Annotated in this window: 20 protein-coding genes; 13 read left to right on the top strand and 7 right to left on the bottom strand. The window is 60.3% G+C overall.

The window, feature by feature from the left end:
• The first annotated feature begins 3 nt into the window (after positions 1 to 3).
• The 5 genes from GXB78_RS14830 to GXB78_RS14810 all read left to right on the top strand — a co-directional run bounded on the left by GXB78_RS14830 (position 4) and on the right by GXB78_RS14810 (position 6,386).
• Positions 4 to 1,128: a mannuronate-specific alginate lyase gene (locus GXB78_RS14830; RefSeq protein ID WP_329515910.1), complete on the top strand. Its 1,125-nt coding sequence runs from the start codon at positions 4 to 6 to the stop codon at positions 1,126 to 1,128.
• Between the two features lie 285 nt (positions 1,129 to 1,413).
• On the top strand, positions 1,414 to 2,979 hold the full coding sequence (locus GXB78_RS14825) for an MBOAT family O-acyltransferase (RefSeq protein WP_329515909.1): 1,566 nt from the start codon (positions 1,414 to 1,416) through the stop codon (positions 2,977 to 2,979).
• 10 nt (positions 2,980 to 2,989) lie between these two features.
• The gene (locus GXB78_RS14820) at positions 2,990 to 4,162 is read left to right on the top strand and encodes an alginate O-acetyltransferase (protein ID WP_329515908.1); all 1,173 of its coding nucleotides are present in this window, start codon (positions 2,990 to 2,992) and stop codon (positions 4,160 to 4,162) included.
• 14 nt (positions 4,163 to 4,176) lie between these two features.
• Positions 4,177 to 4,833: an alginate O-acetyltransferase AlgF gene (locus GXB78_RS14815; RefSeq protein ID WP_137215452.1), complete on the top strand. Its 657-nt coding sequence runs from the start codon at positions 4,177 to 4,179 to the stop codon at positions 4,831 to 4,833.
• 101 nt (positions 4,834 to 4,934) lie between these two features.
• Positions 4,935 to 6,386, top strand: coding sequence for a mannose-1-phosphate guanylyltransferase/mannose-6-phosphate isomerase (locus GXB78_RS14810; protein WP_186568165.1), 1,452 nt, complete (start codon positions 4,935 to 4,937; stop codon positions 6,384 to 6,386).
• A 74-nt stretch (positions 6,387 to 6,460) separates the two neighbouring features.
• Here the strand turns inward: GXB78_RS14810 and GXB78_RS14805 are convergent, their stop codons facing one another.
• The gene (locus GXB78_RS14805; RefSeq protein WP_329515907.1) at positions 6,461 to 9,289 is read right to left on the bottom strand and encodes an RHS repeat domain-containing protein; all 2,829 of its coding nucleotides are present in this window, start codon (positions 9,287 to 9,289) and stop codon (positions 6,461 to 6,463) included.
• A 168-nt stretch (positions 9,290 to 9,457) separates the two neighbouring features.
• Between GXB78_RS14805 and GXB78_RS14800 the strand changes: the two genes are divergently transcribed.
• From GXB78_RS14800 to GXB78_RS14790, 3 genes are all read left to right on the top strand, one after another.
• The gene (locus tag GXB78_RS14800; protein WP_071174448.1) at positions 9,458 to 9,922 is read left to right on the top strand and encodes a multidrug transporter; all 465 of its coding nucleotides are present in this window, start codon (positions 9,458 to 9,460) and stop codon (positions 9,920 to 9,922) included.
• A gap of 37 nt (positions 9,923 to 9,959) precedes the next feature.
• Complete coding sequence (locus GXB78_RS14795; RefSeq protein ID WP_329515906.1) at positions 9,960 to 10,784, top strand: SDR family oxidoreductase; 825 nt, start codon at positions 9,960 to 9,962, stop codon at positions 10,782 to 10,784.
• Between the two features lie 237 nt (positions 10,785 to 11,021).
• Complete coding sequence (locus GXB78_RS14790) at positions 11,022 to 12,017, top strand: SEL1-like repeat protein (RefSeq protein WP_329515905.1); 996 nt, start codon at positions 11,022 to 11,024, stop codon at positions 12,015 to 12,017.
• 96 nt (positions 12,018 to 12,113) lie between these two features.
• Here the strand turns inward: GXB78_RS14790 and GXB78_RS14785 are convergent, their stop codons facing one another.
• The 4 genes from GXB78_RS14785 to GXB78_RS14770 form a co-directional block, all read right to left on the bottom strand.
• On the bottom strand, positions 12,114 to 12,980 hold the full coding sequence (locus tag GXB78_RS14785; RefSeq protein WP_329515904.1) for an HlyD family secretion protein: 867 nt from the start codon (positions 12,978 to 12,980) through the stop codon (positions 12,114 to 12,116).
• 25 nt (positions 12,981 to 13,005) lie between these two features.
• Positions 13,006 to 13,206, bottom strand: coding sequence for a DUF1656 domain-containing protein (locus tag GXB78_RS14780; RefSeq protein WP_329515903.1), 201 nt, complete (start codon positions 13,204 to 13,206; stop codon positions 13,006 to 13,008).
• Positions 13,196 to 15,388 carry an FUSC family protein gene (locus GXB78_RS14775; RefSeq protein WP_329515902.1) on the bottom strand — a complete coding sequence of 731 codons (2,193 nt, stop codon included), beginning with the start codon at positions 15,386 to 15,388 and terminating at the stop codon, positions 13,196 to 13,198. Before GXB78_RS14775 ends, GXB78_RS14780 begins: the two co-directional genes overlap by 11 nt.
• Positions 15,389 to 15,527: 139 nt before the next feature.
• Positions 15,528 to 17,027, bottom strand: coding sequence for an efflux transporter outer membrane subunit (locus GXB78_RS14770; RefSeq protein WP_329515901.1), 1,500 nt, complete (start codon positions 17,025 to 17,027; stop codon positions 15,528 to 15,530).
• Between the two features lie 279 nt (positions 17,028 to 17,306).
• On the opposite strand from GXB78_RS14770, the gene GXB78_RS14765 reads away from it, so the two are divergent.
• The 4 genes from GXB78_RS14765 to GXB78_RS14750 all read left to right on the top strand — a co-directional run bounded on the left by GXB78_RS14765 (position 17,307) and on the right by GXB78_RS14750 (position 21,607).
• Positions 17,307 to 18,275: a LysR family transcriptional regulator gene (locus tag GXB78_RS14765; protein WP_325721256.1), complete on the top strand. Its 969-nt coding sequence runs from the start codon at positions 17,307 to 17,309 to the stop codon at positions 18,273 to 18,275.
• 390 nt (positions 18,276 to 18,665) lie between these two features.
• Positions 18,666 to 19,040 (top strand): DUF6124 family protein, encoded by a 375-nt coding sequence (locus GXB78_RS14760; protein ID WP_329515900.1) that lies wholly within the window; start codon positions 18,666 to 18,668, stop codon positions 19,038 to 19,040.
• 933 nt (positions 19,041 to 19,973) lie between these two features.
• The gene (locus GXB78_RS14755; RefSeq protein WP_329515899.1) at positions 19,974 to 20,948 is read left to right on the top strand and encodes a 2-hydroxyacid dehydrogenase; all 975 of its coding nucleotides are present in this window, start codon (positions 19,974 to 19,976) and stop codon (positions 20,946 to 20,948) included.
• 149 nt (positions 20,949 to 21,097) lie between these two features.
• Positions 21,098 to 21,607, top strand: a complete 510-nt coding sequence (locus GXB78_RS14750; protein WP_329515898.1) for a DUF2165 domain-containing protein — start codon at positions 21,098 to 21,100, stop codon at positions 21,605 to 21,607.
• 18 nt (positions 21,608 to 21,625) lie between these two features.
• Here GXB78_RS14750 and GXB78_RS14745 read toward each other — a convergent pair whose 3' ends face one another.
• Positions 21,626 to 22,528 carry a DMT family transporter gene (locus GXB78_RS14745; RefSeq protein WP_329515897.1) on the bottom strand — a complete coding sequence of 301 codons (903 nt, stop codon included), beginning with the start codon at positions 22,526 to 22,528 and terminating at the stop codon, positions 21,626 to 21,628.
• A gap of 141 nt (positions 22,529 to 22,669) precedes the next feature.
• Here GXB78_RS14745 and GXB78_RS14740 point away from each other — a divergent pair, with 141 nt between their 5' ends.
• The gene (locus GXB78_RS14740; protein ID WP_329515896.1) at positions 22,670 to 23,545 is read left to right on the top strand and encodes an AraC family transcriptional regulator; all 876 of its coding nucleotides are present in this window, start codon (positions 22,670 to 22,672) and stop codon (positions 23,543 to 23,545) included.
• Positions 23,546 to 23,745: 200 nt separating this feature from the next.
• Here GXB78_RS14740 and GXB78_RS14735 read toward each other — a convergent pair whose 3' ends face one another.
• Positions 23,746 to 26,175 carry a TonB-dependent siderophore receptor gene (locus tag GXB78_RS14735; protein WP_329515895.1) on the bottom strand — a complete coding sequence of 810 codons (2,430 nt, stop codon included), beginning with the start codon at positions 26,173 to 26,175 and terminating at the stop codon, positions 23,746 to 23,748.
• Positions 26,176 to 26,309: the final 134 nt, after the last annotated feature.

Genomic DNA, 26,309 nt, shown 5'->3' with positions numbered 1-26,309 from the left:
GCTATGCGAAATCCGAAACTGAAAAACCTGTTGGCACCGACGCTGCTGAGCCTGGCGATGTTCGCCGGGGCAACTCAGGCCGCCGCGCCATTGCGTCCACCGCAGGGCTACTTCGCCCCGGTGGATAAATTCAAGACCGGCGACAAGAGCGAAGGCTGCGACGCGATGCCGGCGCCGTACACCGGTCCGCTGCAATTTCGCAGTAAATACGAAGGTTCGGACAAGGCCCGCGCGACGCTGAACGTGCAGTCGGAAAAAGCCTTTCGCGATACCACCAAAGACATCACCACGCTTGAGCGCGGCACCGCCAAGCGCGTCATGCAGTTCATGCGCGACGGTCGCCCGGAGCAGCTCGAATGCACGCTCAACTGGCTGACCGCGTGGGCGAAAGCCGATGCGCTGATGTCGAAAGACTTCAACCACACCGGCAAGTCGATGCGCAAATGGGCGCTGGGCAGCATGGCGTCTTCGTACATTCACCTGAAGTTTTCCGACTCGCATCCACTGGCTCAGCACCAGCAGGAAGCGCAGTTGATCGAAGCCTGGTTCAGCAAAATGGCTGATCAGGTGGTCAGCGACTGGGACAACCTGCCGCTGGAAAAAACCAACAACCACTCGTACTGGGCTGCCTGGTCGGTGATGGCCACCGCCGTCGCCACCAACCGCCGCGACCTGTTTGATTGGGCGGTCAAGGAATACAAGGTCGGCGTCAATCAGGTCGACGCCGACGGCTTCCTGCCCAACGAACTAAAGCGCCAGCAACGCGCCCTCGCCTATCACAACTACGCCCTGCCACCGCTGGCGATGATCGCCAGTTTCGCCCAGGTCAACGGTGTCGATCTGCGCCAGGAAAACAATGGCGCGCTCAAGCGTCTCGGTGATCGTGTGTTGGCCGGCGTGAAAGACCCTGATGAGTTCGAAGAAAAGAACGGCAAAAAGCAGGACATGACCGACTTGAAAGAGGACATGAAATTCGCCTGGCTCGAACCGTTCTGCACGCTCTACACCTGTGCGCCGGATGTGATCGAGAAGAAGCGCGACATGCAACCGTTCAAGACTTTCCGCCTTGGCGGAGATCTGACCAAGGTCTACGACCCGTCGCATGAAAAGGGCAACAAAGGTTCTTGAAAGGCGAAAAGCAAAAGCCCCTCACCCTAACCCTCTCCCGGAGGGAGAGGGGACTGACCGAGGTGCTTTTGAGAAATCCGCCGACCTGAAATACCGAGTCGATCTCCATTTTTGAAAACCATGGAGATCAGGCTCCCTCTCCCTCCGGGAGAGGGCGGGGGGTGAGGGGCGCGGTTTGACGGCCAGCCCAGACCTCAAGCAAACACTGTGTCACCCCTCCACTACCACGGGGGGTTTGGGGGGGCTTTGGCCCTTGACTGTTGGTTCAAACATGGAGAGATCGGGATGGTATTTTCATCCAACGTGTTCCTGTTTCTGTTCTTGCCGATCTTTCTCGGCTTGTACTACTTGAGCGGGCAACGCTATCGCAACCTGCTGCTGCTGATCGCCAGCTACGTGTTCTACGCCTGGTGGCGGGTGGACTTCCTTGCGCTGTTCGCAGCGGTAACGCTGTGGAACTACTGGATCGGCCTCAAGGTCGGTGCCGCCGGCGTCCGAACCAAACCGGCACAGCGCTGGCTGCTGCTCGGCGTGGCCGTCGACCTGTGCATCCTCGGCTACTTCAAGTACGCCAACTTCGGCGTCGACAGCATCAACGCGATCATGACTTCGTTCGGTCTCGAGCCGTTCATCCTGACCCACGTGCTGCTGCCGATCGGTATTTCGTTCTACATCTTCGAATCGATCAGCTACATCATCGACGTCTACCGTGGCGACACGCCGGCGACGCGCAACCTGATCGATTTCGCAGCGTTCGTGGCGATCTTCCCGCACCTGATTGCCGGCCCGGTTCTGCGTTTCCGTGACCTCGCCGATCAGTTCAACAACCGCACGCACACCCTCGACAAGTTCTCCGAGGGCTGCACGCGGTTCATGCAGGGTTTCATCAAGAAAGTCTTCATCGCCGACACCCTCGCCGTGGTCGCCGACCATTGCTTCGCCCTGCAGAACCCGACCACGGGCGATGCCTGGCTGGGTGCGCTGGCGTACACCGCGCAACTGTATTTCGACTTCTCCGGTTACAGCGACATGGCCATCGGCCTGGGCTTGATGATGGGTTTCCGCTTCATGGAAAACTTCAAGCAGCCGTACATCAGCCAGTCGATCACCGAGTTCTGGCGCCGCTGGCACATCAGCCTGTCGACCTGGCTGCGTGACTATCTGTACATCACCCTCGGCGGTAACCGTAAAGGCACGCTGATGACCTATCGCAACCTGTTCCTGACCATGCTGCTCGGTGGTCTGTGGCACGGCGCGAACATCACTTACATCATCTGGGGCGCCTGGCACGGCATGTGGCTGGCGATCGAAAAAATGCTCGGCCTGAACACTTCGCCGCGCAGCCTCAACCCGATCCGCTGGGCACTGACGTTCCTGCTGGTGGTGATGGGCTGGGTGATCTTCCGTGCCGAGAACCTGCACGTTGCCGGGCGCATGTACGGCGCGATGTTCAGCTTCGGCGACTGGTCGCTGTCGGAACTCAATCAGGCCAGCCTGACCGGCCTGCAAGTGGCGACTCTGGTGGTGGCCTACGTGACCCTGGCGTTCTTCGGCCTGCGTGATCTGTACACCAATCAGCCGCCAGCCAAGACCAAACCTGCTGTCAACGTCGAGGCCGACGGCCCTGCCACTGCGACCCCGGGAATGATCAAGGCAGTGCCTGGTGAAAATCCGGCGAGCATCCATGAACCTGGCTACACCGTCGGCGTCGAAGCTCAGGTGCAACCGGCCTACTGGACCGCAGACTGGTCGCGCTACGTGATGCGCGGGCTGATCCTGCTGTTGTTCATCGCCTCGATTCTCAAACTCTCGGCGCAAAGCTTCTCGCCGTTCCTTTACTTCCAGTTCTGAGGGATCTGACATGACCCGCTCATTACGCATCTTCTACATCGCCCTGTTCCTGGTGACGCTGTTGGTCCTGGGTCTGTGGTCGATTCGCAGCTTCTTCGGCTTCAGCACCAACGCCGATGCGACGGTGCTCAACGGCCGCTGGACCAAGGCAGTGGAAACCCACTACGACGAGGAATTCCCGATCAAGCGTCTGGGCACCAACCTCTGGGCCGCGCTGGATTTCAAACTGTTCAACGAAGGTCGTCCGGGCGTCGTGCTCGGCCGCGACCAGTGGTTGTACAGCGATGAGGAATTCAACCCGATCGTCAACGAAGAGCAGAACCTGCAAGGCAACTACGCGCTGGTCGAAGGCGTGCGCCAGACCCTGAAAGACAAAGGCGTGAAACTGGTGATGGCGATCGTGCCGGCCAAGGTGCGTCTGTATCCGGAGCATCTGGGTGAAGTGAAGCCTGCGAGCATTCACCAGAATCTGTATCAGGACTTCCACGCCCGTGTCGCGGCCGACAAGATCCTCGCCCCTGATCTGCTCGGCCCGCTGCAACAGGCCAAGCAGAACGGTGAGCAAGTGTTCCTGCGCACCGACACCCACTGGACCCCGGAAGGCGCAGAAATCGCAGCCAATACGCTGGCCAAGACCATTGCCGAGAAATTCCCGCTGAGCGGCGAGCCACAGCGCTTCGTCACCACGCCAGCGGAGCAGGTCACGCACAAGGGCGATCTGCGTCTGTTCCTGCCGCTCGATCCGCTGTTCGAAAACATGATGCCGGCGCCTGAGCCTCTGCTCAAACGCAACACCGTTGCCGCCGAGCAACCTGCCGGTGACGACGCCCTGTTCGCCAACAGCGAAGTACCGGTCGCGCTGATCGGCACCAGCTACAGCGCCAACCCGAACTGGAACTTCGTCGGTGCGCTCAAACAAGCGCTGCACAGTGACGTCGTCAACTACGCCGAAGACGGCCACGGCCCGATTCTGCCAATGCTCAGCTACCTGAAAAGCGATGACTTCAAGAACAGCCCGCCACAAGTGCTGATCTGGGAGTTTCCTGAACGATATCTGCCTGTGAACAACGAAATCGGCGACGCCGACCCGCAGTGGGTCGCAGAGCTCAAACAAGCCGGCGCCCGCCAACAAAACGTAGCCATCAACACTAAATCCGAGACGCCCGATCGGGCGCAAAACTGAAAGAGAGGTACACCATGACTTTCACTACAACTCCTCGTCGTCTCGCTAAAAGCTTCGCACTGGTTGCTGGCCTCAGCGTACTTTCCGTCCCAGCCTTCGCCGGTGGCGACGCCGCACTGTACGGCCCGACCGCACCGAAAGGCTCGACCTTCGTGCGTGTCTACAACGCCAGCAACGCGGAAGTCAGCGCGACTGTCGGCAGCACTAACCTGAGCGACATCGCGCCACTGGCCAGCAGCGACTTCAGCTTCATGCCGGGCGGCGACTACAGCGCCAAGGTCGGCAGCCAGACCCTGCCGGTGAAACTGGCCGGTGACCACTACTACACCCTGGTCAACAACGCTTCCGGCGCGCCGCAACTGATCGAAGAACCACCGTTCAAGAACAAGCAGAAATCCCTGGTGCGCGTGCAGAACCTGAGCGACAAATCGCTGACCCTGAAAACCGCCGACGGCAAGACCGACGTGGTGCCGAACGTGGCTGCCAAAGGTCGTGGCGAACGTGAAATCAACCCGGTGAAAGTCAGCCTGGCGCTGTACGAAGGCGACAAGAAAGTCGGCGACGTGAAACCGGTCGCGCTGGAGCGTGGTGAGGCAGCCGTGCTGTACGTCACCGGCAACGGCAGCAACCTGTCGCCAGTCTGGGTGAAACGCCCGGTGTCGACTCGCTAATCGCTCGAGCTATCAGCTACTAGCTTCAAGCTGCAAGTGCAGTGCTTCTAACTCACCACTTGCAGCTTGCAGCTCTCAACTGCATTTATGGAGTAAACATTATGATTCCGGTGATCTTGTCAGGTGGTAGCGGTTCGCGTCTGTGGCCTCTTTCGCGCAAGCAATTCCCCAAGCAATTCCTCGCCCTGACCGGCGAACACACCTTGTTCCAGCAGACCCTCGAGCGCCTGGTGTTCGAAGGCATGGACACGCCCATCGTGGTCTGCAACAAGGAACACCGTTTCATCGTCAACGAGCAACTGGCTGCACGCAATCTGGAATGCCAGCGCATCCTGATGGAACCGTTCGGCCGCAACACGTCGCCGGCCGTGGCGCTGACCGCGATGATGCTGGTCAACGAAGGTCGTGACGAACTGATGCTGGTACTGCCGGCCGACCACGTGCTGGAAGACCAGAAAGCCCTGCAACGCGCCCTGGCCCTGGCCACCGTCGCGGCCGAGAACGGCGAAATGGTCCTGTTCGGTGTGCCGGCGACCAAACCGGAAACCGGCTACGGCTACATCAAGTCCACCGCTGATTCGCTGCTGCCTGAGGGCGTCAGCCGCGTCTCGCACTTCGTCGAAAAACCGGACGTCAAGCGCGCCACCGAGTACGTCGAATCCGGCGGTTACTACTGGAACAGCGGCATGTTCCTGTTCCGCGCCAGCCGCTTCCTCGAAGAACTGAAAAAGCACGATCCGGACATCTACGACACCTGCCTGCTGACCCTCGAGCGCAGCCAGCAGGACGCCGACACCGTGACCCTGGACGAAGCCACTTTCGCCTGCTGCCCGGACAATTCCATCGACTACTCGGTGATGGAAAAAACCCAGCGCGCCTGCGTCGTGCCGCTGAGCGCCGGCTGGAGCGATGTCGGTTGCTGGTCGTCGCTATGGGAAGTCAACGAGAAAGACGCCAACGGCAACGTCAGCAAAGGCGACGTGGTGATTCAGGACAGCAAGAACTGCATGATCCACGGCAACGGCAAACTGGTCTCGGTGATCGGTCTGGAAAACATCGTCGTGGTCGAAACCAAGGACGCGATGATGATTGCCCACAAGGACAAGGTCCAGGGCGTCAAGCAGATGGTCAACACCCTCAATGCCCAGGGCCGCAGCGAAACCCAGAACCACTGCGAAGTGTATCGTCCGTGGGGCTCGTACGACTCGGTGGACATGGGCGGGCGTTTCCAGGTCAAGCACATCTCGGTCAAGCCGGGCGCGTGCCTGTCGCTGCAGATGCACCACCACCGCGCCGAACACTGGATCGTGGTCAGCGGCACTGCCGAAGTGACCTGCGACGAGAACGTGTTCCTGCTCACCGAAAACCAGTCGACCTACATCCCGATCGCCTCGGTGCATCGCCTGCGCAACCCGGGCAAGATCCCGCTGGAAATCATCGAAGTGCAGTCGGGCAGCTACCTCGGCGAAGACGACATCGAGCGCTTCGAAGATATCTACGGCCGCTCCACCCCGATCGAGCGCGGCGTGTCGGTGAAAACCATCGCGCAGTGATCCCCCGCTGAAACAAGAAGCCCTCGTCCAGCCCGTTGCGTCCCCTATCCGCAGCGGGCTGGGCGGGGGCTTTTTCAGCTGTGGGTGTTTTGCCGTCGTGGGGTTGGCCGGGCATAACCACCCATTGATTGCTGCCGCCCCGCATAGGGTCTGGGCGCCACCAGGCCGATGAAGTCCTGAGTACGCTCCAGCGTTTGAACAGTGCTCGCCGTTTTAACGGACAGTTCGGAAACTGCTTCGAAGAGCTTAGCGTCAGAGCTGCCGGCAGTTGCCAGCTCGGTCACGATGGCCTGCGTTCTGAAGGTCGCCATGTCGATGTCCACCGGAATATCTTCCCAGGTCTGGCTCAACGCCTCGGCATCAAGTCCTTGCGCAGCACGGACAAACTCCCGCCCGGTCTGAATCAGTCCCGGAGCCTCCGCTCCAAGCTTGTCGCCGGCAACCGAGAGCATCTTGTCCTCAACCTTGGTCCGCGCCACTTTGAACAGTCGCGATCGCCCCTCTGAAGTACGAAAATCGTGTGCGGACATTTCCAGTTTCACTTGCGCATAAGTCCGCTGTTTTTTGGGCTCTACGCTTTCGACGAAAGCCTTCGGGTTCATCTCCCGGCCCGTAAAGTTGATGGGCCGATTCAATTGATAGGCGTCCACGACGGTGTTGATTGCTGCGTCAGCCAGCTTACTGCCGGCTTTCGAACCCAGTTTCGTTCCAAGCGCGCCTCCCATCGGCCCAAATGCGCCGCCCAGTCCGCCACCTACAGCCCCGCCGACTGCTTGAGCTCCGGCGCTGACGGCGCGGCTGGCCAACTGCGTAACGACTCGCCTTGCCAGCGCTCGGAAGCGGTGTCGCGCCTGGGTATGGTTTAGCAGCGAGTTCCTGACATCAGCGGCTGCCGACGTCATTGATTCGAGCAAAGCGCTTTGCTTCTGTGCACTGCCCGCCAGCTCAGAGGTATCGCCTTTGCTGCCGCCATCACTGTCCACGTAACGGATGGGTGAATTGCCGGCCATCTGAAAGAGATTCGGCCCATCGACAAATCCCTTGGGGTCTGGGTTCAACCAGCGCTGCAACCAAGGCATGTAATAACGATAGCCATAGTAATAAAGCCCGGTCGCATCGCGTTCCTTGCCTGAATAACGCACGGTTTTATAGCTGACATCAGGCTCATCGGCCCACGCAGTCGCACCGTACGGATAAAAATGCTCGCGGCTGATCAACCGCGCATCAGCGTCCAGCTCAAGGCTGATCGAGCCCAGATGATCGCTGAAGCTGTATCGGTAGAGATCGTTGATGCCCGTCGGTGCCGGGCTTTCCCAGTGCAGAACGCGGACGCTGTTGAGTTCGGTCTGCACGGTGATGACTTGCAGCCTCTCGCCAGAGCCCGTGTCGGTGCGCAACTCCAGCGCTGGCAGATAACGGACGTCTGCGAGCAAGTGGCGTGCGTTGGTCAGGGACACGCCCATTTTGCGCACACGCAGCCCGGCGCCATCGTAGAGATAGGCTTCATCATCGTTGGCGCCTGATTCACGTTGCACGGCCACAACCGAAGCCAGCTGATTACGCAGATTCCACCGAAGCTGGCGTCCCTGATCCAGCAACAGCAAATTGCCCCGCGCATCGAACGCTGCGGCGATCTCTGCCTCGTCGGGCGGCCTTGCGTCGCGCCACGGCAGGCAACGATTGCTGTAGCGCGCGGCCTGCAGTTGATGCCCAGGACTTTGTGCGCCGACGTGAGTCAGCTCGAGCAGGTTGCCGCCAGCATCGTGGTGATACTCCTCCGTGTATCTGACCACCGCTGTGGGCCCGCCACCGGCGGCGCCGGCCTCCCAGCCAGTGGCGTGGATCAACTGGTAAAGACTGTCGTAGCGATAACGACTGACCGGCTCGATGCGCTGGTTGGCGAACCAGCGCACCGGCAATGCCTGGTCTTCGATGCTCAGCACATTGCCCATCGGGTCATAGGCATACAGCAGGTGTTGCCAGACGTTGCACAGTGGGTCCTGAGCATGGCGGATGAGCAGACGGCCATCTTCGGGGCTGTAGCTCAGCGTGGTCAGAACGCCGTTGCCCGCCAGCTCCCGGGTGACCTGGCCTTCGGCGTTGTAGCGAATATCACTGACCACAGGATGGTCTGAAGTCTGATGCCTGAGCCGTAAACCAACCCTGCGCAAGCGACCGTCCAGAGTCAGCGCGAACACCTGCCGATGGCCACCGGCATCCACCTGTTCCAGCACAGATCCCTGCGGTGAAAAGCGCCAACGCGTAGTTGCCCCTTCGGACTCCAGCAGTAGTCGTCGCTCGACGTCAGCTTCTGGCCAATTCGGCACAAACGGTTCAAGGGTGAATTGGCGGGTGTTTTCGCTGCACTGTCCGGTGATTGCGAACTGCTCGAACAGGACGCTACCGGCCGGATCGTCATGACGGATCAATTGACCGAGCTGATTGCGCAGCGGCTCGCCCGCGCCGGGGCGGCCATAGGCAAAACGCTCGGCGCAACGACGAGGTTCGCCAGCACCTTCTTCGAACACCGCGAGCGGGCGCAGCAAATCATCGTATTCAATATGACGGCATGTGCCGCGGCTGTCCCAACTGAACAGCATCTCGCCAGCCAGACCGGGTAACTGCACTTCAATGCCGGCATCAGTGCTGTCCGAGCGCAGCAAGCTGTCATTGAGCGAGTAGACCGATGCAAGACTGGCAGGCGTCTGCGGATCAATCGCTTGCAGCGCCCAGAGTCGAGCATCCCATTGACTGATCGCACGCCCGTCAACGTCGCGCAAAGTCCGCTCGATCCGCGGCTCGCCTGGCAGGGACGCATCGGTGCGCCAGTAATTGACAGTGAGGATGGCCAGACCGCGCGGATCGTTCACGGCCAGCGTCGGCGTTTTGCTGTGGATAGCCATGGTCAGTCAACGTCCGTGTGTGCTTTTGGCCATCTGACCAAGAGCAGGCCCGGACAGCCACTGTCAGAAATTACAGTTCCGACCGACGGTAGGATTGATCTCGTCAGCAATACCCATCGCGCGAGGCCTTCGGTAGGATGGGGCTCATCCCACATGGAGCGTTCGCGCATGTTCATCGGTATCCTGCTGGTCATCACCTGGCTGATCCTGCTGCTGCGCTATCCGGCCAAGGCCTTGCCGGTATCGGTGGCCGCTGCGATCGGCCTGGGCTTCGTGGCCATGTGGGTGGTGTGGCTGGACAATCGCGAGATCAAGCAACTGGCGCGTCTGGAGCTGCGCATTGCCTACGCTCCCGAACAATGCCCGGCCGACCGGCCGCTGCAATTGAAAATGAACAACGGCAACGACGTGCCGCTGACCGAACTGCGTTGGCGCATTGCCGCGTACGCGCCGGGCGATACGGTCAACCTCGCCGACAATCAATACACAGCGCCACGCTATCGCGGACCCGGCGAACTGCAGGCCGGCGCGACCTGGGAAGACTGCTTGCCACTGCCGCCGCTGCGCCCCGGGTATCGCCCGCAAACCCTGGAGTTTCGCGCCGAGCATTTGCAGGGTAGTTTCGCCGACTGATGCCCTCCCCCGACTTTTTTTGCACAAGGAATGCGCCATGCCCGTTGCGTTGATTACCGGTTGTTCCAGCGGCATCGGCCGCGCCCTCGCCGATGCGTTCAAAGCAGCCGACTACGAAGTATGGGCCAGCGCGCGCAAAACCGAAGACGTCGCTGCGCTCAGCGCCGCCGGTTTTACCGCGATTCAGCTGGACGTCAACGATGGCCCCGCACTGGCGCAACTCGCCGAGCGCCTCAACCAGCAGCACGGCGGCCTCGATGTGTTGATCAACAACGCCGGTTACGGCGCGATGGGGCCGTTGCTCGACGGCGGCGTGCCGGCGATACAGCGCCAGTTCGAAACCAATGTGTTCTCGATTGTCGGCGTCACCCGCGCGCTGTTCCCGCTGTTGCGTCGGGCCAAGGGACTGGTGGTGAATATCGGCAGTGTCTCCGGCGTGCTGGTCACGCCATTCGCCGGCGCCTACTGCGCTTCGAAAGCGGCGGTGCATGCGCTGAGTGATGCCCTGCGAATGGAACTTGCGCCGTTCGGCATTCGCGTGATGGAAGTCCAGCCCGGGGCAATCGAATCCAGTTTCGCGAAGAACGCCGGAAATGAGGCCGAACAGTTGATCAATGAGCAATCGCCGTGGTTTCCATTGCGTGAAGGCATTCGCGCACGGGCCAAGGCATCGGAGGACAGACCGACGCCAGCGGTTGAGTTCGCCGCGCAGTTGTTGACGGCTGTGCAGCAGAGCAAGCCGCCACGGTTGGTGCGCATTGGCAACGGCAGCCGGGCGTTGCCGTTGCTGGCGACGTTGCTGCCGAAGGGTTTGCTGGAGTCGACGTTGATGAAGCGGTTCGGCTTGCGTGGGAAGCTCTGATTCACTTCAGTGAAATTGCCAAATCAGCCGATCAACGTAGAATGCGCCGCACTTGAAGCATGCAATGCTTCAAGTGAACCGTATAGCGCATGGAATCGCTGGTGCACGCATCGAAGCAAGGGAACTGCTGAACACTGATATCCCCCTCCCCCGGCCTTTCTCTACGGAAACGTCGCTGCTTTGTTTGCCTGCCTGACGCCGCCCTGCGTATGCTTCACTTCAGATCAGGACCAACTTTTGAAACTTCTCAACTTATTGCCTTTGGCATTGCTCACATGGCTGGCGGGCTGTTCCACTCAAGAAGTGCCCCTCAACGACACCCTGCCGAAATTGACCGCGCAAGCGCTCTTGCCAGCCGTCACCGCAAATGAATACTGCAATCCACAGATGGACAGCGACATTCTGTTTGGCACAGGTTTGCTGATGTTCGAGGGCGGATCGCGGGATGTCGCCCAAACTTGCCTGGTCATGGCGGCGCCGAACCACCCTCGAGCGTTTTGCTACCTGTCCACAATGGTGATGCAGTCCGGCGACCTGAGCAAAAACAAAAATCAGGTTTTCAACTACACAGCTTACGCGGCAAAGCAAAATGACTGGTGTGCGGAGTACGGCCTGTACGATATGTACAGTTCCGGCACTCTCGGGGCGAAAAAAGACGCCAAACTTGCCATGCGCTGGCTGCTGCGCTCAGCGCAACACGGTTATCCGGATGCCCAGAAGGAACTGATCAAAAAGTACGAAAAACAGGACAACCTGCCCGAAGCTTACGCGTGGAGCAAATTCCTCATCGATACTGAGGACGCCGCCATCGGCACCACACTCAAAACCCGGATGAGCCCGAGCCAGGTTGCCGAGGCTGACAAACGCTACAACGACCTCGTCCCTCAGGTCGCCAGCAAGGCGGCATTGGCCGCAGAAGAACGAGCAGAGGACGTCGCCCGCTACTCCGCCCAGATCTATCAGGACTATCCGGATACCTTCAAGGGCCTGACGACCGCTGAACGTCATGCCTACATGACTCAGTCGATCGGCGATGCCATGGACCTGCCATTCATCAGGAACCGAGATCATGTATTGATCTACATCGTGATCAATCGCGCCGCTCAGTTGAAAAAACCTGACGCAAATATTGCCAATGATCAGCGGATAATCACCCTCATTGAAGACAAACGGTTAACAGTCGATGAGACCATCGAGTCCGGACTGCGGGTGGTCAAAACGTTCTACCGATAACCCGGATCGCGAGCAGGCTCGCTCACAGTGGATCGTCGGAGTGATACAGATCCAGTGTAGGAGTGAGCCTGCTCGCGATTCAGTCAACGCGGTCTGTCAGTTATCCACAACGTCCTGCTTCACCACCACCGTGCAAGTAATCCCCGCCGCCAGCACCACGCCCTCCGGCACTTCATCAATGTGAATGCGCACCGGCACCCGCTGCGCGAGGCGCACCCAGTTGAACGTCGGGTTCACATCGGCGATCAGTTCGCGACTTTCCGGGTTGTCGCGGTCGTAGATGCCGCGGGAAATGCTCTCGACATGGCCCTTGAGCACTTCGCCGCTCATGAGCTGCATATCGGCTTCGTCACCGATTTTCACATGCGGCAGTTTGGTTTCTTCGAAGTAGCCATAAACCCAGAACGAGTTCATGTCGACCACGGCCATCTTCGCCTCGCCGATGCGTGCGTAGTCGCCGCGATGCACATTGAGGTTGGTCACGTAGCCGTCCACTGCGGCGCGCACTTCGGTGCGTTTGAGGTTGAGTTCGGCCGCTTCCAGTTGTGCCTGGGCATGTTGGTAGTCAGCCAGCGCGGCGTCGGCGATGTTGCTGGCGTCGTCGCGGTTTTCCTTGGAGATCACCAGGTTGTCGAGGTCGGCGCGGCGGTGGGCGTTGACCTTGCGCATCTCCCAGGTCGACTTGCGCGAGGCGACCAGCGACTGCGCCTGCCTGACCGCGATGCGGTAGTGCTCAGGGTCGATGCGCATCAGCAGATCGCCCTTCTTCACCAACTGATTGTCACGCACCGGCACCTCGACCACTTCGCCAGTGACGTCGGCGGCGACGTTGATAATGTCGGCGCGCACGCGGCCATCGCGGGTCCACGGCGTGTTCATGTAGTGCTGCCACAACGTGCGGCCGATCCACAGCGCCAGGGCCAGAACCAGCAGGGTCGCGAGCAGGCTGAAAAACTTTTTCATCAGGGCCTTCTTCAGAGACAGAGAGTCAACGGTAGACAGTCAGCGCCATGGCGCCGAACAGACAGGTAAACAGGCTCAGACGCAGCAGCGCCGGGTGCCAGAAAAAACGGTACAGGTCGAGCCCCGAGAGGAAGCGGTCCAGCGCCCAGGCCAGCCCCGCAGCAATGAAAAACATCAGGGTCATGGTCGGCATGTACACGCCGTGGAAGGCAATTTCACGAGGCATGGGCAAGTCCTTCGGGCCTGGCGGGAACGAATTTGGCGAGGGGTGATTGCGGGTCGAGCAATGAGGTGCGGATGAAGTGCAGATAGCTTTTCACCCGGCGCAACGCCGAGGTATCGAAGTGCGGCGCGAACGGTTCATCCGTGGCGGCGACGCGGCTGATCGCGTGATCGACCGCCACCAGCGCGCGCTCGAGATTGCTCGCGTTCGGCTGCAAAAACAGGCGCACCAACGCACGCCCCATCACCCGGATTGCCTGGCGCCACGGCTGCGATTCGGCATACGCCGGGTGCACCGGCAGGATCGCCTGTTCCTTGCGCAACTCGATGATCGCGTGGCCGACTTCGAGCACCACGAACATCCAGCGCAGCAGACTCTTTTGTACCTTCGGCTGCCCCGCCGCGAGACCATAGGCCTGATGCAGCAGATCGCGGGTGCGGCTCTCGAAACTCGACGCCAGGCCCTTGAGCTTGCCGCTGATGGCATAGACCACTTGCCCGCGCAGATCCTGCTCCAGGCGCTGCCATAACCAGCGACTGTTCGGCGGCAGAATAATCGCCCCGGCGGCGGCACACACGAGCATGCCCATGACCATGGCGATGTAGTCGTTGATGAAGGTGTAAGGGTTGTAGATCGTGAGATTGTCCGGCACCGAACCGGTGCTGAAAAAAATCAGCAGGCCCAGCCCGACACCGGCGTACTGCGGCCGTGAGGCGAGGAACGAACCGAGTACGATCACCGGTGCGAGCATCACGCAGAGCAAGGGGAAGCCGTCGATCCACGGGAAGATGAAAAACATCTCGACGAAGCCGATCAGTGCGCCGAGAAAAGTCCCGCAGGCCATTTGAAAAGCCATGCGTTTCGGGTTGGGTGTGGCAGCGGAAAGGCCCACGGTTGCGGCGGCGATCAGGGTCATGGTCGCCCCGCTCGGCCACGCGGTAGCGACCCAGTAGCTGCCCAGCACAATCAGGATGAACGAGGCACGAATCCCCGACGCGGCCGCCGCCCACCAGTTGGTTTGCGGGGTGAACGGCTCGTCCCAGCGTTCACGTTCGTGGCGGTGATCGGCGAGGGACGCGTGGGTCTGTGCATAACTGTGCAGGTCGTCGACGAAGCGGTAGAGCAATTCATAGGCCGTATGAAAATCCAGCTGTTCGGCTTCGCTCGGAGTGGTGTCCTGAAAAATGCCACGCAGAGCTCGAACGCGTGCCGGCAGGCCTTCCTTGTAGGTCGCCAGCGCGGTGGCCAAACGGGCAGCATCCGGGCTGGTGAGGGCGCGACCGCTGAAACCGTCGAGCACTTCGGCGAGATCCTGCAAGCCCGGTTTGATCGCCGCCACGACGTGTTCTTCGCCATTGCCGCGCAGGCGTTCAAGCAATTGATGCAAGGCGTTGAAGCGCGTGGTGATGCCCATGAACTCGCTGTTCAAACGACTCAGGCGGCCGTTGCGCCGGCGCATGTGTGGGTCTTCGAACACGGTCACGCTGCGCAGCCCTTCCAGGCCCACGGCTTCGGCAATGAAGCGCACGTTGCTGGCTTCGAACGCCTCGGTTTTGCTGCGCCCGCGCAAGCCGTCGGTGACGAACAGGGCAAACACACCGAAGCGCTGATACAAGGCGTTGCGCATCGCCGCGCTAGCAGTCTGCGGCAGGATCGCGGCGCTGATCAGCGTCGCACAGAGAATTCCCAGCGAGATCTCCAGCACCCGCCACACCGCCGCCATAAAGGCGCCGTCCGGGTGCGCCAGCGCCGGCAGACCGACCATCGCCGCCGTATAACCGGCAAGAACAAAACCATACGCGCGAAAGTTGCGGCAGCGCGCAGCTCCCGCCGAGCAGATGCCGACCCAGATCGCCAGCGAGCCGAGAAACAGCTCTGTGTTCTGCGCGAACAAGGCAATCAGCGTGACCATCATCGCCGACCCGGCCAGCGTGCCGAGGAAGCGATAGAAACTCTTGGCGAACACTTGGCCGCTCTGCGGCTGCATGACGATGAACACGGTGATCATCGCCGTACGCGGCTGCGGCAGTTCCAGACGCATCGCCAGCCACAGGGTGAGAAACGCGGCGAGCAACACCTTGAAAATATAGACCCAGGTCACGCCATCGCTGCGTGCCCAGTCGAAGAAACCGCGACGCCATTCCAGGGAGTGGAGCCAGCGCAGAGGGGCGGGCAAGGAGGTCATTGAAAATACTCAGGCATGCAATGCGGACTTGAAACCTGTGGGAGCGAGCCTGCTCGCGAAAGCGGCGTGTCAGGCAACATGTTCATTGACTGATACGCCCTCTTCGCGAGCAGGCTCGCTCCCACGATGGGTGCTGTGTTCAACGCAGGAGCGCCGGGATTTTCGGGGCTTGGGTCTGCTCGGCCGTCGGCATGTCGTCCCCCGCACCGAGGCCGCCACCCAACGCTGTCACCAGCTCGGCATGCGCACTCAGCCGCGCCGCCTGCACCTGCTGCTGCATTTGCTGCTGCTTGAACAGCAGGGTCTGCGCATTCAGCACATTGAGGTAATCGGTGAGGCCACGTTGATAGGCGATCATCGCGATGTCGTAGGTCTTCTGTGCAGCGGCGACGGATTCGGCGGCGAAGTCCTGCTGCTTGTCCATCGACTCGCGGCGGATCAACTGATCGGAAATGTTCTTCAGTGCGTTGATCAACGTCTGGTTGTAGTGCGCCACGGCGAGGTCATAACCGGCCGCCGCTTCGCCCAATTCGCCACGCAGTCGACCGCCGTCGAAGATCGGCAACGAGATCGCCGGGCCGACGTTGTAGTTGAGTTTCCTGCCAGTCAAAAACTCCAGTGCACCGCCGCCCGTGGCCATGTAGCCGAGGCTGCCGACCAGATCGACATTGGGATAAAAACCGCCATGGGCGACATCGATTCCCCGCGCCTGCGCCGCCACTTGCCAGCGACTGGCAACCACATCCGGGCGCTGCCCGAGCAGTTCGGCAGGCAATGCCGAGGGCAACTTCAACGGCGCCGCGAGGGACAGCGTCGGCCGCTGCAGTTGCGCAGCAGCGCCCGGGCCCTTGCCGGCCAGCGCGGCAATCTGGTTGCGGCTCAGGGCGATTTCCTCGTCCAGCGCATCGAGTTGGCGATGGGTTTCCGGCAGCGGCGTTTCGGCCTGACTGACTTCAAAGTGCGTGCCGATGCCTCCGTTCAGGCGTTTCTGCGCCAGATCGAGAATCTGCTGTTGCTGTTTGAGCGTCGCCGCGACGATGTCGCGCTGGGCGTAATGCAGCGACAGTTCGATGTAGGCGCGGACGATGTTGTTCTGCAGTTCCAACTGCGCCAGGCGCGCCTCGGCCACGCTGACATGCGCCAGATCCACCGCCCGTTCGCTGGCATTGCGCTCGCGGCCCCAGAGGTCGAGGGCGTAGCTGAAGCCGACCGCGGCGTTGTTATCCCACGTCGTGGTATTGGCCAAATCGCCAGGACCGTAGAACTGATCGGTCGGCCAGTTGTGCCGTTTGAGGGTCGACTCGCCATTGATCTGCAACGCCTCGGCGGCTTCGGCAACACCGGCCATTGCTTTCGCCTGACGCACACGTGCAGCAGCGATGGCCATGCTCGGGCTGCCTTGCACGGCGAGGTCAATCCAGCGATCCAGTTGCGCATCGCCAAATGCCCGCCACCATTGGGCGGTGGGCCAGTGCGCGTCTTTGGCGGCCTCGGCAATGGCGGCGTCAGTGGCCAGTGAATCGGCCTCCAGCGCCTCGCCGTGTGGGGCAATGCCTTGGGTTGAGATGCAGCCGCCGAGAGCCAGGGTTAAAGCCAGAACACTGAGCGGCAAAAGCGCTCTGTTGATGCGACGCGGCACAGCTGCGAATTCCTGAGAAAGGGATCAATCGAGGGACTTGTGTAGGAGCTGCCGAAGGCTGCGATCTTTTGATCTTGCTTCCCTTAAAACAAAATCTACAGATCGCAGCCTTCGGCAGCTCCTACCCAGGGACCGGCGCAATTCTATGGAGCTGCCTCTGTGGCGATAAGCTGGGATTTCTGTGAATCTTTGTTACGGTTAACGAGATAATCCTTAAGTCTGGGGTCTCAGCCCCCGAAACTTCGTGTCACAATTTGCCATCTCCCTTGAGAGCACCCCATGGACACTTTGCAAAACATGCGCGCCTTCAGTTGTGTTGCCGAAGCGGGCAGCTTCACCGCCGCCGCCGTGCAACTGGATACCACCACCGCCAACGTCTCGCGCGCGGTCTCCAACCTGGAAGCCCACCTGCAAACCCGCCTGCTCAATCGCACGACCCGGCGCATCGCCCTGACCGAGGCCGGCAAACGCTACCTGCTGCGCTGCGAACAGATCCTCGCCTACGTCGAGGAAGCCGAAGCGGAAGCCAGCGACGCCCACGCGCGCCCGGCCGGTCAGCTGAAAGTGCACACCATGACCGGCATCGGCCAGCACTTTGTCATCGACGCGATCGCCCGCTACCGCAAGACCCACCCCGACGTGACCTTCGATCTGACCCTGGCCAACCGCGTGCCGGACCTGCTCGACGAGGGCTACGACGTATCGATCGTGCTGGCCAGTGAACTGCCCGATTCAGGCTTCGTCTCGCAACGCCTGGGCATCACCTACAGCATCGTCTGCGCCTCGCCGGCCTACGTAAAAGCCAACGGCGCCGCACAGAAACCCAGCGACCTGCTCAACCACGCCTGCCTGCGCCTGGTCAGCCCGGTGATTCCCCTGGAGAAATGGACCTTCGACGGCCCGGACGGTCAGGAAATGGTCACCATCAACAGCTCGCCGTTTTTGGTGAACTCCGCCGACGCCATGAAAACCGCCATCACCAGCGGCATGGGCGTCGGCGTGCTGCCGGTCTACGCCGCCATCGAAGGCCTGCGCAACGGCACCCTGGTACGCGTGATGCCGAACTACCGCTCGCAGGAACTCAACCTCTACGCGATCTACCCGTCGCGGCAGTACCTGGATGCGAAGATCAAAACCTGGGTGGAATATTTGCGCGGATCGTTGCCGGAGATATTGGCGGCGCATCAGGCGGAACTGGTGGCGTATGAATTGACCGGAAGCCTGGCTGGCGTCCGGGTCGCCACCTGAGTTTTAAACACCGCTGACTTCGGGTAGGAGCTGACGAGTGCAACGAGGCTGCGATCTTTTGATCTTGCTGTTTAAAAATCAACGGATCTCAGCCTACGGCAGCTCCTACATGGACGCGTTTACAAGGAAGTGTCTGACAGGTTTTGCAGGTTGTCCGTCGGAAGTGCGCTGGCTAGGATTTGGCGGTTGCTGACGAATCGGCGACCGGACTTGGTCGTCCGGGTTTAGAATGGCGCACATTTTCAAGCATGCTTAATGGCGAGCTGTGCGTGGGAGGGCTTTGGCCCTGCCGGGTTTCCATTCCCTGGTCGACCAACCCGCGTACGGTTCGCCACCCGATTGCTTGGTCGCAGTCAGTGGCGAACTCCACTTCCCGAATGGAGTTTCACCATGTTCAAACCCACACCCAATCCCCCCGAATCCGAAAGCACTTCCCCCTACCAATCCCCCGCCTCGAAAAAACTCCACGGCGCCGCCGAGCGTGCGCTGGACCACTACCTCAAACCGTCCGCCAGCGCGCAGCAAAACCACAAACCCAGCACCATGTTCCAGGTCGCCCCTGACCAGGACAACGAAAGCCTGCTGGCCCATGCCTGCGAATCCCTCGCCTCGGCCAGCATCATGAGCAGCGACATCGCCGCCCACGTCGACAGCCCGCAGCGGCACACGATATTGGCCATTCAGCAGGTGATCATGCTGGCGGAACTGGCGGTGAACCGGGTGCTGGATAATTACGAAATCCAACAATACCCGACACGCAATTAAGCCTCTGTGGGAGCAAGCCTGCTCGCGAAGGCTTCGGCACATTCAACATTCGGGTGTCAGATAAACCGCTTTCGCGAGCAGGCTCGCTCCCACAGTTTGAATCGAGTACATCAGCGAGAAACAGGTCGGCTGTCAGGTCGCCATCGCTGGCTAGCCAGGCCCCACAGAAAAGCAAAAGCAAGATCAAAAGATCGCAGCCTTCGGCAGCTCCTACAGTTGGAGCGAGTGAATTCGATAGAAATTCGTCGACTAGCGGGCCGCCCTCGCGCGCAGGCGCACTCCTACAGTTGGAATGCGCGCACCAGCGCGAAACAGGTCGGCTGCCAGGCCGCCATCGCTGGCAAGCCAGCTCCCACAGAAAAGCAAAAGCAAGATCGAAAGATCGCAGCCTTCGGCAGCTCCTACAGTTGGAGCGAGTGAATTCGATAGAAATTCGTTGACCAGCAGGCCGCCATCGCGAGCAGGCTCACTCCTACAAAAGCAAAACCAAAGCAGCGCAGCTGCCCGCGGCGAAGCCGCCCCACTCCACAATGAGCGCAAGCTCGAGTGCTTTTGATCTTGATCCACGGGCGACGTCGGAAGGCTGAGTGGAGGGATTGATCCGGGCGTGGGAGCGTAGCGACCGTCTGGCGCAGCCAGACACAGCGGAAGGAGGTGCAGCGAAGCAAACCGGAGCCGCTGCGCCCGGATCGATCCCGCAGCGAAGGAACCCGAGCCTGCGAGGGCCGAACGCAGGAGCAAGCCTTTTGGGTTACCTTTTTGGCGTTTGAAAAAGGTGACCCGCCGTAAGGGCGGAACCGTAATCAGCAACACCCGCAGAAACGGATATACACCCGGAACACCCAAGGCATGGTCGGCCCATAGGCCGCCAAGACAACCCGGGCGAGAAAATGTTAGCGTGCTTGCAATCAAGCCCCGACGAGCCCAACCCCAATGAAAAAAACAGTCCTGGCCTTCAGCCGCATCACCCCGCCCATGATCGAACGCCTGCAAGAAGAATTCGACGTCATCGTCCCCAACCCCAAGACCGGTGACATCAACGCCCAGTTCAACGAAGCCCTGCCCCACGCCCACGGCCTCATCGGCGTCGGTCGCAAACTCGGCCGCGCGCAACTGCAAACCGCGACAAAACTCGAAGTGGTCTCCAGCGTCTCGGTCGGCTACGACAACTACGACCTCGACTACTTCAACGAACGCGGGATCATGCTCACCAACACCCCCGACGTGCTCACCGAAAGCACCGCCGATCTCGCCTTCGCCCTGATCATGAGCAGTGCCCGCCGCGTCGCCGAACTCGACGCCTGGACCAAGGCCGGCCAATGGCAAGCCAGTATCGGCGCCCCGCTGTTCGGCAGTGATGTGCACGGCAAGACCCTCGGCATCGTCGGCATGGGCAACATCGGCGCTGCCGTTGCACGACGCGGTCGCTTCGGCTTCAACATGCCGATCATCTACAGCGGCAACAGCCGCAAGACCGAACTGGAACAGGAGCTCGGTGCGCAGTTGCGCAGCCTCGATGAGCTGCTGGCCGAAGCCGATTTCGTCTGTCTGGTAGTGCCGCTGAGCGAAAAGACCCACCACCTGATCAGCCATCGCGAGCTGGCGCTGATGAAGCCGAGCGCTATCCTGGTCAACATCTCGCGCGGCCCGGTCGTCGACGAGCCAGCGCTGATCGAAGCCCTGCAAAACAACCGCATCCGCGGCGCGGGCCTGGACGTCTACGAAAAAGAACCGCTGGCCGAATCGCCGCTGTTCCAGTTGAAGAACGCCGTGACCCTGCCGCACATCGGTTCGGCCACCACCGAGACTCGTGAAGCGATGGCCAATCGCGCATTGGCCAACCTGCGCAGCGCGCTGCTTGGCGAACGGCCGCAGGATCTGGTCAATTCGCAAGTCTGGCGTGGCTGAAAAAAAGGGCCAGCGTCCTCTCGCGCTGGCCTCTTTATCTATTTCTCCACATAACTTGCAACCGTACAAATAAGCCCAACCCAGTAACTGCACTATAAGCTCTCGCAAATTATCAACTTATTGATTAATTGCCATGGAGAGCCAATCCCGTGAACACCCTGACCACCGACAAACTCATTCGTTACAGCAAAGTCATCTTGATGGCTTATATAAGCTTCTTCGGCCTGCTGGTAATGATCCACAACTTCACCGACTACGAATCCAATTACACTTATGTCGCGCATATCCTGAGCATGGACACCACCAATGCCAGTGAAAACATCATGTACCGGGCGATTGACACACCCATGATCCATCACCGGATCTACTGGTTCATCATTACCATGGAAGTCATTTATACGGCGCTGTGCCTGATCGGCACTTACCAGTTATATCGCTACATTGATGCATCGGCTGCGGAGTTTCATGAGGCCAAGAAATTCTCGATCATGGGCATATTGGTCGCCATCTTCATTTATTACGCGTGCCTGCAAACGGTCGGCGTCGAATGGTTCGACATGGACACTTCGCAATCATGGAATGCCAAAGACTGGGCACGACATATAGTCGACTTCATCTTCCCGGTAATGATCTATATCACGTTGAAAGTCGAGCGCTGAACAGCAGCGCTCGTTTTATCAGGCCAACTTCCCTTGCCCTGCTGACAACAGCGTTTTCGGTTTACGGAACACCAACACGTTGCCGAGCATTACCAACACCAATCCGGCCAGCGCCGGCGCAGTCCATTGATAACCTTCGGCAAACGCCGACACGTTCAGCGCCACCACCGGAAACAGCACCGTGCAATAAGCCGCACGCTCCGGGCCCATGCGCCCGACCAGCGTCAGGTACGCGGTGAAGCCGATCACCGAGCCGGGAATCACCAGATACAGCAACGCGCCGACATAACGCGGCGACCAGTCCATGTCGAAGGGTATGCCTTTGAACAGACACCACACCGTCAGCATCGCCGCACCATAGGCCATGCCCCAGGCATTGGTGGTCAGCGGTCTCAACCCTGCCTTCTGTTGCAGACTCGAAAGCATATTGCCCGCCGAAAAACACAAGGTTCCGCACAACGCCAACCCAAGGCCAAGCAGGGTTTGCGGACTGGCCTGATGCCCTGCCAGCTCCGGCCAGAACAACAGCCCCAGACCCGACAGCCCCAACGCACCGCCCAGCAACACATTGCGCGCAATGCGCTGGCCGAAGAACACCCGCGCATTCAGCGCGTTCCACAGCGTTGCCGTGGAAAACACCACCGCCACCAGCCCACTGGGAATCCACTGGCTGGCGGTGAGAAAGCACATGAAGTTCACGCAGAACAGGCACAAACCCTGTGCCACACAGATCAAATGCCCACGGCGGTTCATCGGTTGCAGGCGCCGGCTGAGCAACAACAACGCGAACAGCACCAGCGCAGCGAGGCCGAAGCGATAGACGATCGACACGGGAATTTCGACCACGCCCAATTGCCATTTCAAGGCAATCCAAGTGGTGCCCCAGATCAGCACGGTCAGCAGGTACAACGACAGATTCATGGCAAACACTCCTTAAACAGGCCTTGAGTGTCTGCCTCGGCCTTCCTTGGACGCTTGCAGAATCTTGCGCTTTTGTCTGGCGACAGGCTGGCAGTGCGGCATCTACGGAGTAGGATGCGAAGGCGTTGAAGAGAACCGAACATGGCCGCCATCGATACCCTGCAAGTCTTTCAAGCCCTCAACCGCTCGCCGAATGCACGTCTGGTGCACAGCGCCGAGCTCGGTGACGGCTTGTCTGCGGCCTTGTGGACCAACCACCACGACGCCCAGGAATACGAAGCGCCGAGTCATCACACCTTGTCCTGTTACATCGCTGGCGGCACCGGCACATTCCGCCGTGGCCAGCCGGGCCGCAAGGGCGGGCCGGACAAGCTGTGCATCCTCCCGGCCGAACATGAATCGGGCTGGGTGATCAATGGCGATATCCGGCTCGCGCACCTGTATTTCAGCGCCGAACAATTCGCCCTCGGTTGCGTCACTTTGCTCGACCGCGAACCGCGCGAGATGCAGTTGCGCGAACAGACCTTTCTCGAAGATCCACAGCAGGCGCAACGCTTTCGCCGATTGTTGAGCCTGAACTGGCAAGAGCCAGCCGAACGCTTGCTGACCAGCAGCCTCGCCCACGAATTGATCAGCCACACGCTGCTCAGCCAGGTGGGTGCGCGACAGGGCTTGCGCTTGAAGGGCGGACTGGCGCCGCACCAACGTCGGCAACTGGTGGAGTTCATCGACAATCAGTTGGCCGAGCCGATCAGCCTCGGGCAACTGGCCGGGCTGTGCGCGCTGTCGGAATATCACTTTGCGCGGATGTTTCGCACCAGTTTCGGCCTGCCACCGCATCAATACGTGCTGGCGCGCCGGCTGAGCCGCGCGCGGGAATTGTTGCGCGGCACGGCGTTGCCCTTGGGGGAGATTGCGCTGGCGTGCGGGTTTGCCAGTGCCAGTCATTTCACCAATCGGTTCAAGCAGGTTTTGGGTGGGACGCCGGGCGAGTATCGGCAGGCATTTTTGCGTTGAGCCCTTTTCCCCTCACCCCAGCCCTCTCCCAGAGGGAGAGGGGGCCGACCGAGGTGTCTGACGTTTTACATCGACCTGAATGGCCGAGTCGATTAGGGATTCGGTAAAGATCGATCACATCGGTGGAGTTCTTCAATATCCCCCAATCAGTCCCCTCTCCCTCCGGGAGAGGGCTAGGGTGAGGGGCTTTTGATCTTGCCTTAAAACTCCACAGTGCTCGACAAGGAAACCTGCCGCGAATCCCCCATCGAGACAAAGAAGCGGCTCGCCGACGAGGTGTAATAGGTGCGATCAAACAGGTTCTTCACGTTCAACTGAAACTTGACCCTCTGCCCCTCAACTGTAGTGTCGTAAGTGGCAAACGCATCAGCCACGGTATAGCTCGGCAGATCGAAATCATTCACCGCATTCCCTGCGCGCTCGCCGACATACCGCGCCCCCGCCCCGACCCGCAATTGATCTCCGCCAAACACATTGCCGAAATCATACACCGCCGACAGCGAGCCGGAATTCTTCGCCACGTTCTGCAAACGCTTGCCTTTGTAGTCCGGGTCTTCGGTGACTTCGGCATCGGTGTAGGCGTAGCTGCCGATCAGGTTCCAGTGCTCGCTGAGTTGCCCGCTCAGGTCGACTTCCAGCCCGCGTGAACGTACCTCGCCTGCCGCGCTGTAAATCGTCGTCGGGCCTTCGGAATTGGCCACCAGCACGTTGCGTTTCTTGATGTCGAACAGCGCGATATTGCCGGTGATGCTGCCCGGCATATCCAGTCGCGCGCCCAGCTCCCACGACTTGGCTTCTTCCGGCGCAATGCTGCCGTCGAGCACAGTGCTGCTGCCGCTCAGCGGGGCGATGGTCGAGTTGGGTTTGAACGATTCGGTGTAGCTGCCGTAGAACGACAAGGCATCGGTGTAGCGATACACCAGACCCGCGCGCGGCACCCACTTCTGCCCGTTGCTGTCGGTGTTGGCCTTGAAGGGCACGCCTTTGCCGGCGTACTGGTCGTATTCCTGAAAGCGTCCGCCGGCGACCAGAATCCACTGTTCATTGAGATGAATCGAATCCTGCAGGAACATCGAATCGCTGCGCAGTTTATCGGTCTGCGCGCTGTCGGGCGCGCTCACGGTGGTGCCGATTACTTCGCGGCCATACACCGGATTGAGATAGCTGAACGTGGTCAGGCTTTTCTGCCGGATCAGATCCTCGCGGTAGATTTTGCGGTACTCGTCGTCGACGCCAAACACCAGATCATGCTGCATGCCCAGTACATTCACTTTGCCTTCGAGGCTGGCGGTGGTGAACCGGTCGGTGCTGATCGCATTCTGGGTGCCGTCCATGCTGCGGGTCAGTGTGCCTTTTCTGGTGTCGATCGCAGTCACGCGCACCTGGCTAGCGTCGTAGGTCTCGCGATTCCAGCTGTAGCCGAAGTGGGCTTTCCAGTCGTCGTTGAGTTCGTGGTCGGCTTCAAAATGGTACAGATCCGAGCGCCCTTCCATGTCGTTGAACGGCTCATCGAGACGCTGCTTGCGCGAGATATCCAGCGGATGGTTGGTGCGCGGATCGATCAAGGTGCCACGGTCGAACGGCGTGAGAAATTCGCGGTGCTCGTAGGCGAACAACAGCTTGGTGCGCTCGCCGAACCAGGCCAGCGACGGCGCGATCAGCGTCTCGCGGTGGGTGCCGTAGTTGCGCCAGTAATCTTCGTCTTCATGATCGACGACCATGCGATAAGCGAAGCCGGACTCGCCCAGCGCACCGGTGCTGTCGAAGGCGCCGCCGCTGCCGTTCTTGCCATCACCGTAGGTCGAACCGCGCACGGTCACGGCGTTGTACTGGGTCAGTTCAGGCTTCTTGCTGACCAGGTTGACCACGCCGCCCGGATCCTGAATGCCGTAGAGCAATGAGGCCGGGCCCTTGAGCACTTCGACGCGATCGACCGTGGCGTTCATGCCACGGCCCTGCACCAGCGGCATGCCGTCGCGCATGATCGAGCCATTGCGATTGTCACCGAAACCGCGAGTCATCACCGAATCCTGCGTACTGCCCAAGGTGTTGCCCTGAGTGATGCCACTGACATTGGCCAGCGCGTCATCGAGATTGCGCGGCGCCTGATCGCGGATGACCTGCGCCGGGATGACATTGACGGTCTGCGGGATCTCTTGCAGCGATGCCGATGAGCGCATCACCGAACTGGTTTCCGGCGGCTGATAACTCAGCGATTCGTCGCGCGTGGACGTGATGGTAGTGGCGCCGAGATTGAGCGCACCTTCGGTCGGCGCCGGCTCAAGCGCGAGAGTGTGGCTATCAGTGCGGCGAAAGCTCAGGCCGGAGTTGCCGAGCAAGCGTTGCAGGGCCTGCTCGGCACTCATCTGGCCGCTGACGGCCGGAGCATTGAGGCCGTACGGCGCTTCGTCGGTGTAGACCACGCTTTGCCCGGTCACGCGGCTGAAATCGCTCAGGGCTTGCGGCAGCGGTTTGGCGGCGAGGGCGAAATTGAATTGCTGTTGCGCCTGATTGCTCACCGCTTCTGCGGCCAGCGCCACACTCACCGGCAGCAATGCCAACGCGGAAAAACTCAACGCCGACATGCGCAACCACTGTTTGACCGAACCGGATTTTGCCCTGGACTTCATTGCTCAATGACCTGTGTAGAACCGCAACGGATGCGAATGGCTCGCAGTTTCAGTCACTACACGGATGGGGCTCGGAGTTACCTCACCTTTAATTTGAAAATATTTTCGGGGGATTTGTTGCCTGGGCGGACGCC

This window comes from Pseudomonas moraviensis subsp. stanleyae (assembly GCF_036283065.1).
Lineage (GTDB): Bacteria > Pseudomonadota > Gammaproteobacteria > Pseudomonadales > Pseudomonadaceae > Aquipseudomonas > Aquipseudomonas stanleyae.
This window is presented reverse-complemented; position numbering and strand designations above follow the sequence as displayed.

Bases quoted from the DNA above. Each gene is read 5' to 3' on its own strand.
- GXB78_RS14830 (WP_329515910.1), top strand. From the start codon at position 4: ATGCGAAATCCGAAACTGAAAAACCTGTTGGCACCGACGCTGCTGAGC.
- GXB78_RS14825 (WP_329515909.1), top strand. From the start codon at position 1,414: ATGGTATTTTCATCCAACGTGTTCCTGTTTCTGTTCTTGCCGATCTTT.
- GXB78_RS14820 (WP_329515908.1), top strand. From the start codon at position 2,990: ATGACCCGCTCATTACGCATCTTCTACATCGCCCTGTTCCTGGTGACG.
- GXB78_RS14815 (WP_137215452.1), top strand. From the start codon at position 4,177: ATGACTTTCACTACAACTCCTCGTCGTCTCGCTAAAAGCTTCGCACTG.
- GXB78_RS14810 (WP_186568165.1), top strand. From the start codon at position 4,935: ATGATTCCGGTGATCTTGTCAGGTGGTAGCGGTTCGCGTCTGTGGCCT.
- GXB78_RS14805 (WP_329515907.1), bottom strand. From the start codon at position 9,289: ATGGCTATCCACAGCAAAACGCCGACGCTGGCCGTGAACGATCCGCGC.
- GXB78_RS14800 (WP_071174448.1), top strand. From the start codon at position 9,458: ATGTTCATCGGTATCCTGCTGGTCATCACCTGGCTGATCCTGCTGCTG.
- GXB78_RS14795 (WP_329515906.1), top strand. From the start codon at position 9,960: ATGCCCGTTGCGTTGATTACCGGTTGTTCCAGCGGCATCGGCCGCGCC.
- GXB78_RS14785 (WP_329515904.1), bottom strand. From the start codon at position 12,980: ATGAAAAAGTTTTTCAGCCTGCTCGCGACCCTGCTGGTTCTGGCCCTG.
- GXB78_RS14780 (WP_329515903.1), bottom strand. From the start codon at position 13,206: ATGCCTCGTGAAATTGCCTTCCACGGCGTGTACATGCCGACCATGACC.
- GXB78_RS14775 (WP_329515902.1), bottom strand. From the start codon at position 15,388: ATGACCTCCTTGCCCGCCCCTCTGCGCTGGCTCCACTCCCTGGAATGG.
- GXB78_RS14765 (WP_325721256.1), top strand. From the start codon at position 17,307: ATGGACACTTTGCAAAACATGCGCGCCTTCAGTTGTGTTGCCGAAGCG.
- GXB78_RS14760 (WP_329515900.1), top strand. From the start codon at position 18,666: ATGTTCAAACCCACACCCAATCCCCCCGAATCCGAAAGCACTTCCCCC.
- GXB78_RS14755 (WP_329515899.1), top strand. From the start codon at position 19,974: ATGAAAAAAACAGTCCTGGCCTTCAGCCGCATCACCCCGCCCATGATC.
- GXB78_RS14745 (WP_329515897.1), bottom strand. From the start codon at position 22,528: ATGAATCTGTCGTTGTACCTGCTGACCGTGCTGATCTGGGGCACCACT.
- GXB78_RS14740 (WP_329515896.1), top strand. From the start codon at position 22,670: ATGGCCGCCATCGATACCCTGCAAGTCTTTCAAGCCCTCAACCGCTCG.
- GXB78_RS14735 (WP_329515895.1), bottom strand. From the start codon at position 26,175: ATGAAGTCCAGGGCAAAATCCGGTTCGGTCAAACAGTGGTTGCGCATG.